This is a genomic window from Methylomonas sp. HW2-6, assembly GCF_052474525.1.
This window is the reverse complement of sequence record NZ_CP184124.1, coordinates 3,953,122-3,964,908: the sequence shown is the minus strand read 5'-3', so window position 1 is coordinate 3,964,908 and position 11,787 is coordinate 3,953,122. Positions and strand designations below refer to the sequence as shown.

5 protein-coding genes are annotated in these 11,787 nt (G+C 59.0%); 4 read left to right on the top strand and 1 reads right to left on the bottom strand.

Annotated elements, in window-relative coordinates:
• Positions 1 to 242 precede the first annotated feature (242 nt).
• Positions 243 to 3,878, top strand: coding sequence for a hypothetical protein (locus tag ACH518_RS18960; protein ID WP_445371222.1), 3,636 nt, complete (start codon positions 243 to 245; stop codon positions 3,876 to 3,878).
• Positions 3,879 to 4,003: 125 nt separating this feature from the next.
• On the opposite strand, the gene ACH518_RS18955 is transcribed toward ACH518_RS18960, so the two are convergent.
• On the bottom strand, positions 4,004 to 6,328 hold the full coding sequence (locus ACH518_RS18955) for a PKD domain-containing protein (RefSeq protein ID WP_445371221.1): 2,325 nt from the start codon (positions 6,326 to 6,328) through the stop codon (positions 4,004 to 4,006).
• Between the two features lie 495 nt (positions 6,329 to 6,823).
• On the opposite strand from ACH518_RS18955, the gene ACH518_RS18950 reads away from it, so the two are divergent.
• The 3 genes from ACH518_RS18950 to ACH518_RS18940 all read left to right on the top strand — a co-directional run bounded on the left by ACH518_RS18950 (position 6,824) and on the right by ACH518_RS18940 (position 11,787).
• The gene (locus ACH518_RS18950; RefSeq protein WP_445371220.1) at positions 6,824 to 8,245 is read left to right on the top strand and encodes an undecaprenyl-phosphate glucose phosphotransferase; all 1,422 of its coding nucleotides are present in this window, start codon (positions 6,824 to 6,826) and stop codon (positions 8,243 to 8,245) included.
• A gap of 12 nt (positions 8,246 to 8,257) precedes the next feature.
• Positions 8,258 to 9,361: a polysaccharide biosynthesis/export family protein gene (locus ACH518_RS18945; protein ID WP_445371219.1), complete on the top strand. Its 1,104-nt coding sequence runs from the start codon at positions 8,258 to 8,260 to the stop codon at positions 9,359 to 9,361.
• 74 nt (positions 9,362 to 9,435) lie between these two features.
• A complete protein-coding gene (locus ACH518_RS18940; protein WP_445371218.1) occupies positions 9,436 to 11,787 on the top strand; it encodes a polysaccharide biosynthesis tyrosine autokinase in 2,352 nt (783 codons plus the stop codon).

Genomic DNA, 11,787 nt, shown 5'->3' with positions numbered 1-11,787 from the left:
GCGTTGTCAGTGGTATTGCGTCGGCCTTGGCGTTTCCCGGTTGTCGGAAAACGATGCGGATTGTCATATGATGCAGTTTACAGGGATGTTTACGATTCCGGGGCTGCCCGGAGTGTTGCTAATCGACAAGGACTTGCATGCTTATTTTTTCATTGGCCGTTCTACGGCAATTCGCCGCCGAGATTTCGCATTATCTGGTGTCTTGGCGAACATTCCCATCCCCCCGTATTCGGGGGTGTCGCGTGGCCATACCGGTTGTCGCATGGTTGGCAATCGCCGGTGCGCGACCGGCGATTGCCGATGGCGACGAGGCGGCAGGGATACCGGTTTCGGCGCTAACCGGTCAGCCGGTCGTGTTACTCGAACTTGGCAGCGCGGCAAGCGCTCCATCCCGCTTAGTGGCGAATGTACTAGCTGTTTCCGGCCAACTGTTGCCAGATTTTCAGCACGGGGTCGTTTGGCAAGTCGAGCCGGATGCGGTCAACGTATTGCATCCGGGCTTTGGTCAATGGCGGGCGGCGTTTCGCTTCCATTTGACTCAGGCCGTCTCCGGCGATTTTCGGTTTTGGGCACGCTGGCGTCAGGGCGGCGATCCGGCGGTGTGCCGACAGACCTTTGCTATATGGGCCGGGCCGGATGTTAACCATCTGCAACAACGCGGCAGCGTACAACTGACGCCGAAAGGCTGGGAGTACGCCTGGTTGAGTGGTCCGGAACCGATTCAACTCAAGGCTGGCGACCGGGTCATCGAAGTGCGCAACAGCGGCGTCGGCCACGATGCCAAGGTGTTCGATGCGTTTTTGCTGGCATCGCCGTGGGCGGGATTGCCGGTGACCGCGACCGCCAATCAACCGGCGCTACTGCTGGAACTGGGCAAGGCCCCGGCTTTGCTGGATTTGCCGAAACCGGCTCATCTGACGGCGGTGCAGGGCACGGCTGAGGCCGGCACCAATACCGGTGCGTTGGCGATTGAACAAGACGAAGCCTTGTTGTTCCATTCCGGTTTCGGCGACTGGAGCGGCAGCTTCCGTTTTGCGTTGCCTCCGGACAGCAAGCCCGGCCAATACCGGCTGTGGACTCGATACAAAAGCGGCGGCGAGGTCTCCCAAGTCGAGCAGCGCTTTAGCGTCAAGGCCGGTGCCAAGCCCGATGAATTGGCGAGCCGCGGCGAATTTGCCCTGACCAACACCACGCCGTGGCAATATCAATGGCTGCCCGCCGCCGAGACGGTGACTTTGTTGCCCGGCGACCGCTGGCTGAACATTGAAAACAGCGGCAAGGCCGACGGCGCCAAGGTGTTCGACGCCTTTGTGCTGCAACTGCAACAGCCGCTGGCCGCGGCGATGACCGGCGAGCAGGCGCAACTGCGTAACCGCTTTCTGGCTTTGACTAGACCTGATGCCAAAGGTCCGCGGCGTTTGCTGGTGCTGGACGGTAGCGGCGCACACAGTGAGCGTTTGTTTCGCGGTTTGGCCGCCGATGCCGCACGAGCACATTATCAAACCGTGCCGGTGATTTATTTGATCGGCCAAGCCGCCGAAACCATGGCCCGCGATCTGAATCTACCGACATTGCCGGCGGCCATCGTCACCGACGATCATCACACCATGCTGGGCGTGTTGACGCAGCCGGCCGACGCAGCAAGCGTGGCAAAATTTCTAGCCGAGCCGGACCAAATCGGCTGGATGCCGCAACTCCCGGCAATCCCGGCGCCAACGCCAGCGTCGTTAAAAAGCGGCATTCCGGCCGCCTGGCTGGTCGGCGGTTTGCAGGATGGCCAAGCCGGTTTGTCGGTATTTGGCTTGGACGCCGAAACGATATCGAGGCCCAATCCCGATCAGTCCTATCTGAGTCTGGCAATGATGGGCGGCAAATTACGCAACTGGCAGGTGGCGGCGACCGATGCCAACGGTGAAACCACGATTATGGACAGCACCGAACACGCCTACGGCTGGTCGCGCGGCACCGGCTACGCCCAGTTGTATCTGCACGCCGACCATCCTCTGCAAGCCCAATTGCATCTGCGCCAGTCCGGCATCAACACGGCAGCCTGGCTGGACGGCCGCCCCTTGACCTTGGCGGACGACGGACTACCGCCAGTGGGCTTCAAGCCCTCGCTGGGCGCTCAAGCTCAAGCCCTGCTGCACGGCTTGACCACAGAAGGCTTACTGGCCACCGCCCGCGCCGAGCGGCCGCAAGCACCGCAAATGGCCACCTTGAACCTGGCGCCAGGCTGGCACAGCCTGTTGGTGAAACTGGTGATTCAACACGATCAGGGTCAACGCTTTTACTTTGCCGGGCTGTTCACCGACGCCGGCGGCAAACCGCTGGACGGCTTGCAGACGCAAACCGCCGATCCCGACGCCGATCTGGCCTTAAACCATATCGCCGCCAAACTCAGGCCGGTGATTTTCAATACTGCCCTGGCCAATCTGCCGCATCCCGGTGAGTCGATCAAGCTGAGTATCGATCTGCGCTGGCAGCCGATTTTGGAGGAAGCCAAACTGAATACGCCGCTGCCGCGCTTCCCGGCCAAATTGCGTCTGCGGTTGGTCGATTACAGCGGTCGGCAAATTGCCGAGCGGGAGTTTCGCAGCCGCTTCCCCGGCCAGGTCGAAACCGATTTCGGCCCACTGGCGCAGACCGGCTATTACGCGGTGTATCCGTCTTTGTACACCGAAGACGGTCGGCTGATCATGCACTATCCGGCCGACGGTTTTAGCGTCGTCGCCGGCAACAACGCCCAAAAGCAAAGGCTGGTGCAAAAGAAAGTCTGGAACAACGATTACTATGCCTTGGCTGACGGCGACAAAAGTTTCCGCCAAACCGGCGCTTACTTCGATTGGCTGGAGCGGATGGGTATTTTCAGAAGCCTGGGTAGTTACCCGGGCTTCGATCCGCAATACCGGCCATTGTGGGAACAGGCCAAGCAGCGCGGCCTGGACTTGTTTGCCGATTCGGCCGGCGACAGCCATTGGCTGAACGACAAACCTGAAGACGGCCGCCGTTTTGTCGATGCTGCTGCAGGTTTTACCCGCTTCTTCAAAGCCAGCAACGAAATCGACATTCGCCACGAGCCGGAATGGCAAAAACTGCGCGAGCCGGCGCATTGGCTGGAACGGGCGAAATCGGAATACCAAATGGTCCATCAAGCCCGCAACGATGCCCATTACCTGGGCGGCAGCCTGGTGCGGCCGGGCGAGGGCGACTGGTTTGAACAAGTGTTGCAACTGGGTTTGGATAATCACCAGGATGCCTGGGATGTGCACGCCTATCCGCAACGGCCGCCGCGCTTCGGCGGGCCGATCGGCAACGGCGAGTTGGAAGACGAGCGCGGGGTGTTGGCGGCTCATGCCAGCCTGGGCAAAACCAATAAATTGCCGTTCTGGCTGGGCGAAACCGGCGCCAAGGCTATGCACGGCTTTAGTGGTCGGCGCTGGCAGGCGGAGCAGGTGGCAAAAATCGTGGCTTGGGTGAATAGCCGCCCTGATTATCTGGGCGTGGCGTTTTGCATCGCCCATGAATACGACCTGGCTTACGGCCGAATCTGGGATTATTCGCTCGGTCACAAACCCGGCGAAGCGGCGCTGTACACCGCCAGCGCGCTGATCGACGGTCTGCCCTATCGGCCGGTCGCTACCCACGACGCCAACGTCCAGGCCGGTTATTTCGGCGAAACCCTGATGCTTTGGCGCGAGCAAGGCGAGGGTGTGTGGCCGGTACAACTCGACTCTGAGCGGCAATGGGTTTTGGTGGATGTGGTCGGGCAGATGCGGAAATTGGCGACCGATGCGTCAGGTATCGCCGGCGTGCCGATCTCGGCTAGCCCGGTGTATGTCCTACCCGAGGCCGTTTACCGTCTTTTAACTGCGGGCTAAGGGAATGTGCCGTTGCGGCCGGAATGTTGGAGGCCAACGGATATTTGTTTAGATACCCGTTGGCGGCGAGTGGAATCGCAAACTAGGCGCGGCGTTAACCGCGCCCGTTGCATACTGCGGGTGCCTTACCAGGAAAAGCTGCCCGCAACTTGACCGCTACCGTCGTAATTGAAGCCGGATTTGACGACGTTGGTGACCGTGAACGCGCAGGTACCCGAGGTGCTGCTCGGCAAAGTCGAACTGCTGATGCTGACGCTGCCGTTGGTAGCCGTGGTTCCGGACGTTTTGCCCGTCACCGCAGTGGAGCCCGATGTTGTGGCGACCGAACCGCTCCAGCTTCCATACACCGTCGCACTGGCGACGCCGGACGTGCCGTAGTTGACCGTGATACTGGCCACGCACTGTGACCTGCCCCTGCTCAACAATTTACGCGAGATCTTTGTACTGCCTACCTTCATGTTCGCCGCGACCGGTGTTTGCGTCACGTTAACCATTTGCGTGGTGCTGTTTTTCAAGCCGCTATTGTCGGTTACGGTCAAAGTTGCCGTATAGCTGCCCGGTGTGTTGTAGACGTGGCTTGCGCTGCTGCTACTGCCGTTGCTGCTGCCGTCGCCGTAGTTCCAGTCGTAACTGACGATGCTGCCGTCCTGATCGCTGGAGCCAGAGCCGTTGAACGTGGTGGTCAGCGGCGCATCGCCGCTGGTCGGCAATGCGGAAATTACCGCGGTGGGTGAAACCAGCGTGGTCGAGCTTTTCGGATAGTTGCCGGTGATTTGATATTGCCCAATGCTGCCGTAGTCGGAGTAGCCGGTAGTCAAATCGCCGAATCCGACGCCTTCCACTTGCAGAAAATATTGGCCGGCAGGCAAGGTCGCGGTTACTGCCGCCGACAGGCTATCCGCCGGATTTGCGAAGCTCACGGTATTGCCGGCACTGTCGACCAGCTTCAGCGCAATATCCAGATTAGGTGCCACCGAACCGGAACCGACGTTGAACTGCACGTTGCCGCCGTCGGTAAAGAAGGTGAACACGTCGACATCGTTATTGCGCTCGATCACGCCGGTTTGCGATACGGCAGCGGCATCGCCCGACAGCGGCGCGGCGCTTGCGGTTGTGCTCGGATAGTCGTCTGCGCGGATCGGAATGCCGGCCGCGCTGATAACCGCGATATCGTCCTGTAGATTATTGGCGTCGGGATACTCGCCTTTGCTCCACTGCGACACCGGTTTGTAATAGCCGACCCCCATAATCGACGCCCAACCGGTGGCACCGCTGCCATGGCCGGAGTAATAGCCGACGGTCGATGTACCATCGTGATTCAGGTTCAGGTTGTGCCCGACTTCGTGCGATACCGCTTCGGCAACATATTTCGGAAAACCGTTGCCCAATTTATCGAAGAACGCCCAGGCGGGTTGGTAACGGTCCGGCGTGGTGGAGGAATAGTATGAGAAAACATTGACATAAGCCACGCCACCGCAGGACTGGCTGCAAAGTTCCGGCATGGAGCGGGTGATCACGGCTCGGGTACCGTACTGAGCATCGCTGCTGCTGGTGCGTTGCAGCGCATCCGCCGTCGGCTCTTGGGTAGTGACGTCCACATCGAACGGCGCATAATCTTCAGCGACGCGTTGCCAAATTTCGCGGATATTACTCAACTCCGCGCTACTGAATGCGCCCGGATTGCCGTCGGTATCGTAGGCCTGAGCAGTCAACGTGCCGCTGTTCCAGGCCGTGTTGCTGGCGACGTGGCCGTTGAAATCCAGATAAATGACCCGGTTCGAACCTGGTTTACTGTGCAACGCAAACGGATCTGCCGTCGAGGTTGCCAAGGACGAAAAGGTCGAAGATTCGGCCGCAGTTGCATAGGCTTCGTTAGCGGCGCTGTTTCCGCCCTGCGGTTCGGGTACCGGTTTGGTATCGGATTCGATGTAAAGCAAGCGGCCGCCTTGGTCTATCCACGCGGTTTGGTCGGTTTTAAGAATGTTTTCCAGGCGTTCGGCGGACATGTCGTAAGCCTGAGCCACCAGCGGCAAGTTACTGCCCAATGCGTCGATTGCGGCTTGGCCGTTCACATTGCCGGGCAGGGTAATCGTCGGAAACGGGGTTTCGGATTCCGCAGTTTGGCTAGCTTGGGTGACATTGGACAAGGATTTTTGGGTGTTGTCCTTGATTACCGACAACGGATTGGACTGACCGGAACCGTTTAACCCGGAAACGAAGGCCTGTACCCGGCCGTCAGCGAGCATGGTGAGGCCGTAGTTGTAGCCGACCAATGCCTTTTCCGCGTCTTCGCGCGACGCAAAGTAAATAGTCTCCGTCGGAATGCCGGCTGCGGTGGCCGGTAAGCTTTGGCTGGGGTCGGCGTCTATCGATGCCGTTTGCTCGGACGTTGCGGCGCAACCCAACAACGAGCTGAGTAGCGCGGAAGCGATGAAGGTTTGGTTGTTCATTGATGTATCCCCCTGAAAATTGCTGCACCAGAATCGGCCTGCAGCTTTGGCGAAGTCGCTGTTCGGGAGATATTTAAGAAAATTAAGTCATAATTTTTTGAGAGTTGTTTCTGCCTTTTGGCATCCCGCAAAACCGAGATTCGGCAATGTGACGCTGCACAAAATAACGCCGAATCCGAGGCTCCCTCCCGCAGCACCCCATCTCAATCCATGATCATGGGCTGTTTGGCTATCCGTTCACTGAGCGGGAGCGGTTCATTTCCCGGCCTGCGATTGGGTTGAGCTCGATGATGCTGAACCGTTCAGCGCGCTTATCCAACTCTAATTTCCCTCTCATCTGCTCTTAATTAAACCCCCAGGTTTTCTCTCATTTTGCGCCGGTAAGCTTTGTACCCAAGCCGGCACTGCTGAATCGCAAACCCGGCAACAGGTTGAGGATGCCAAGGATGGCGTCCTTAAGTCTTCGGAACTAGACGCAACAGGGGGAACGCCGCTATGCCGCTCGGCTTCGGAAATATCTTCAACGGACTCTTTCGCCAATACGGCCATACCGTGATTCTGCTGTTACGGATCATCGACGTGGCCATGCTGTTAGCCGCTGCCTGGGCAGCGCATTATTTCTGGTTGCGCGAATATGCGGTTGACCAGCATTACCGGATCGTAACTGCGTTGGGCGTACTCGGCGCCATCATTTTCTTCGAAATCGGCCAAGTCTATCGGCCCTGGCGCAACGACGCGATGCGCGGCGAGATCGCCCGCATCGTTAGAGCCTGGCTGCTGGCGCTGCTGGCGGTGGTTTCCATCGTGTTTCTGGTGCGCTTGCATGTCTGGTTCGGTTCCAGTTACCGCTGGATCGCCTCCTGGGGTGTGCTTGGTTTGGTCTGCGTATTGGCTGCGCGCTCGGTGATGTCGCAGGTTTTGCGTTGGCTGCGGTCACGGGGTTGGTCGCAGGGCAAAATCATCATGGTCGGCCTGAATCAAATGGCGGTGGCGGTGGCGCGGCAGTTGAACCATTCGCCCTGGGCCGGTTTGCAGGCGGTGGGTTATGTCGACGACCGCGGCGCTGGCCGGCAGCCGCTGAACGACCATGACCTGCCGTGCCTGGGCAAATTGGCTGACTTGCCGGCCCTGATCGACCGGCACGCTATCGACGAGGTCTGGGTGGCTTATCAAGGCGAATCCCTGACCGAGCGGGCCCAATACCAATTGCGGCATTTGCCGGTCAGCATCCGGCTGGTAATCGATTGCTTTGCCTTTAAACAAAGCAAGTTTCTGAGTCTGAACACCGTGGCCGGCATTCCGACTCTGGATTTTTCGGTGTCGCCGCTGCACGGCGTCAACCGCTACATCAAAGAAGTCGAAGACCGTTTGCTGGCTTTGATTTTACTGGTGCTGATCAGCCCGCTGATGCTGCTGATCGCTGTCGGCGTCAAGCTGAGTTCGCCCGGCCCGGTGTTTTACCGCCAGGTCAGGGTGGGCTGGAACAACCGCAAATTTACCATGCTGAAATTCCGCTCGATGCCGGTGGGCGTCGAGTCCAAAACCGGCGCGGTCTGGGCCAAGCCCGGCGAAAATCGGGCTACTCCGTTCGGCAGCTTCCTGCGCAAAACCAGCCTGGACGAATTGCCGCAATTGATCAACGTTTTGCGCGGCGACATGTCCCTGGTCGGCCCGCGCCCGGAACGGCCGGACTTCGTCGAAGTGTTCAAGGAACAAGTACCCAACTACATGAAAAAACACATGGTCAAGGCCGGCATCACCGGCTGGGCCCAAGTCAACGGCTGGCGCGGCGACACCGACTTGAACCGGCGCATCGAGCACGATTTGTATTACATCCAGAACTGGTCGTTGTGGTTCGATATCGAGATCGCCTTCCGCACCGTGCTGACCGGTTTTATCAACAAGAACGCCTATTAAGGAAACCTGAGCATGTACAGACTGCTTCCCATCCTGTTGACGTTAGCGCTACCGGGCTGTTTTTTGGCGCCGGGCATGGACATGAACACCGACAGTAACGGCTTGACCGAAATCGAGTTGCCGGCCCGAAAGGACGGCCAGTTGGTGAAGGAGAAAGTCCGCGTCATGCCGATCACCGCCGACCTGATCATCGAGAAGGAAGTGGCGCGGCAACAGGCGGTCGGCCAATTGCTGCCGGTGGACAATACCAAGACCAGTTATCGGATCGGACCGCAGGACCGGTTGCAGATTACGGTGTGGGAGCACCCGGAATTGAACGATCCCGGCGGTGAAAAAATTCTGCCGGAGATGGCAGGTAAGGTGGTCGACGACAACGGCGATCTGTATTACCCCTATGTCGGCAATCTTCATGTCGGCGGCAAGACCATTCCGGAAGTGCGCGAAGAGCTGACCCGCGAATTGTCGCGTTTTTTCAAGAAGGTCAAACTCGACATTCGGGTGTTGTCGTTTCAGGCTCACCGGGTGGCGGTGGTCGGCGAGGTCAAGCAACCGGGGGTGTTGGCCATGAACGAAACCCCGCTGACCGTGGCCGAGGCCATCAGCCGCGCCGGCGGCGCCACCAAGGATTCGGACATGAACAACGTAGCGCTGGCCCGCGACGGCAAACTGTACAAACTGGATGTGCAAGCCCTGTATGAAAAGGGGTTGACCACGCAGAACGTACTATTGAAAGACGGCGATGTGCTCAATGTCGGCGACCAGAAGGACAGCAAAGTCTACGTGATGGGCGAGGTCGGCCGGCAACAGGCGGTGCAGATCAACAAAGGCCGGATGAGTCTGGCGCAAGCATTGGCCGAGGCCTACGGCGTCGACTTCAATACCTCGCGTCCGGGCGACATTTATGTGGTGCGCGCCGGCGATATGAAACCGGAAATCTTCCAGCTCAATGCCGAATCGCCCGACGCGATGATCCTGGCCGAGCAATTTCCGCTGCAAGCCCACGATACCTTGTTTGTCGGTACTGCCGGCGTTACCCAGTGGTCGCGGGTGTTGAACCAGATTCTGCCCGGATCGTTTACCGCGATCATGTCGCAAGCGGCACTGATGGGAATGTAGTTAAAAATCGCCCCCGGCTGCTGGTGTGTGCAGAGGGGAATCGAATGTTTTCAAGCGAAAAGGTTGTGAAAAGTATGTATCCACCCAATGAAGCCGTTCCGGTGTTACCGTTGCCGAATCCAAATCGCCTGCAAGAGCAGAGCGTCAGCATTCGCGACTATGTGGATTTGCTGATCGAAGGCCGTAAAACCCTCTTGATCGCTCTCGCCGCGGTGTTGACCGTGACGCTGGTGTACCTGGTTTTGGCGCCGCGGACCTACAAAGCCGATGCCTTGCTGCGCATCGACAAGAACAAAGCCCTGCTGGCCGCCAATCTGCACGGCGACAACAATCAGACTCCGGCCGAAGCCGAGAGTCCGCGGGCGCAGCGCGAAGTCGAGATTCTGCGTTCGCGTTCGGTGCTGGGTAAGGTGGTCGACAATCTGAATCTGGCGATTGAAATCGAGCCCAGTTATTTTCCGCTGATCGGCGAAACCCTGGCCCGTAAACACGATCGCCACGATGGCGTCGCCGGCGCTTGGTGGGGCTTCGGCCGTTGGGCCTGGGGCGGCGAGAAGGCCAAGGTGGCCGCGTTCGAGGTTCCGGACCGTTACTTGGAAAAGGAGTTTACCCTGATCGCACTGGAACACGGCCGCTACCAGATCCTGGCACCGAACGGCGCCGAGTTGTTGACCGGAGAAGTCGGCCAGGTCGTCACGGCCGAAATCGGCGAGAAAACCCCGGTGACGATTAAAATCGAAGTCCTGGACGCCCATCCCGGCACCCATTTCGAGCTGGTGCGGCGCACCGCCTTATCGGCGATCGAAACTTTGCAAAAAGCCTTTGCCGTCAAGGAAGTGTCGAAAGATACCGACATTTTGAGCGTGGAACTGAAAGGCCGCGATCCCGAGCAATTGGCCAAATCGGTCAACGATATCGCCGCGATTTACGTCAACGCCACCGTCAATTGGGAATCGGCCGAAGCCTCGCAAAAATTGGCCTTTCTGGAAAGCCAACTGCCGATCGTCAAAGAGCGCCTGGAAAAAGCCGAGCAGGGTTTGAGTGCCTACCGGCAACAGCACGGCGCGGTGGACATTTCCGCCGAGGCCGAGATTCTGTTGAAGCAGGCTTCGGACATGGAAACCCTGAGCATCCAGCTCAAGCAAAAATACGACGAGCAAAGCCAGCGGCTGGAGTCCGAGCATCCCGACATGATGGCTACCAACGCCCAGATCAAGCGGGTGAATGGCAAGTTGGCGGCCCTGGAAAAACGCATCAAGGATTTGCCGAAAACCCAGCAAAACATGGTGAGCCTGTCGCGCGATGTGCAAGTCAATACCGAACTGTATACCTCGTTACTGAACAGCGCCCAGGAGCAACGCATCGCCGCCGCCGGCTCGTTAGGCAACTCGCGGATCGTCGATTTCGCGGTGACGCCGGAAAAACCGTATTGGCCGAAGCCGGGCCTGCTGTTGGCGATCGCCAGCCTGTTGGGCCTGAGCCTGGGATCGGCATGGGTGTTTCTGCGCCACTCGCTGCAGCGCCACGACAATTATCCGGCCTTGCTGGAATACCAGGTCGGGCTGCCGATGTTCGCGGCCATCCCGCATAGCAAGAAGCAACGCAAATTGGCCGGTCTGCTCGGCCGCGACAAAGACGGCGGCATCCTGGTCAACGAAGATCCGCTGGATATCTCGGTCGAATCGCTGCGCGGATTGCGCACCACACTGGAGGCGACGCTGGCCAACCATGAAAGCAAGGTCATCATGGTCAGCAGTCCGGCGCCGGCGATGGGCAAGTCGTTTGTCAGCTCCAACCTGGCGGCGCTGCTGGCCAGCATCAAGAAACGGGTGCTGGTGATCGACGCCGACATGCGTAACGGCCGCCTGCACGAAACTTTCGGCATCGGTAAACAGCCCGGTTTGTCCGATCTGTTGGCCGGCCGCGCCAGCCTGGGCGAAGTCATCGTCAGCCTGCCGGAAGTCGGTATCGATCTGATTCCGCGCGGCAACATGGTGCTGAATCCGGCCGAACTGCTGGTGCTGGGCGAACTGGCCGAGACCCTGGAGCAACTGAAAAGCTTTTACAACCACATCGTGATCGACTCGCCGCCGATTCTGGGCGCCACCGACGCCGCGATTCTGGGCAAGCATGCCGACGCCACCTTCCTGGTGGTCAAGGAAGGCCGATATACCGCGCAGGAGCTGGAAGTCAGCGCCCGCCGTTTCCAGCAAGTCGGCATCAAACCGAACGGTTTCATCATCAACGATATGAAGGAAGGCTCGTCCTACTACCCGTACTACGGCTACGCCTACCAACGCGCCGACCAGGAGCCGGCCGCCGCTGCCGGATGGACCGACAAATACCATGCCGTCGGCGATTGGCTGACCAAGCAACTGGAGCGGGACTGGGTACCCGCCGCCGCCGAAACCGACGAGCGGAGTTAA

Excerpts from the sequence above, each read along its gene's own strand:
- ACH518_RS18955 (WP_445371221.1), bottom strand. The coding sequence starts at position 6,328 with ATGAACAACCAAACCTTCATCGCTTCCGCGCTACTCAGCTCGTTGTTG.
- ACH518_RS18950 (WP_445371220.1), top strand. The coding sequence starts at position 6,824 with ATGCCGCTCGGCTTCGGAAATATCTTCAACGGACTCTTTCGCCAATAC.
- ACH518_RS18945 (WP_445371219.1), top strand. The coding sequence starts at position 8,258 with ATGTACAGACTGCTTCCCATCCTGTTGACGTTAGCGCTACCGGGCTGT.
- ACH518_RS18940 (WP_445371218.1), top strand. The coding sequence starts at position 9,436 with ATGTATCCACCCAATGAAGCCGTTCCGGTGTTACCGTTGCCGAATCCA.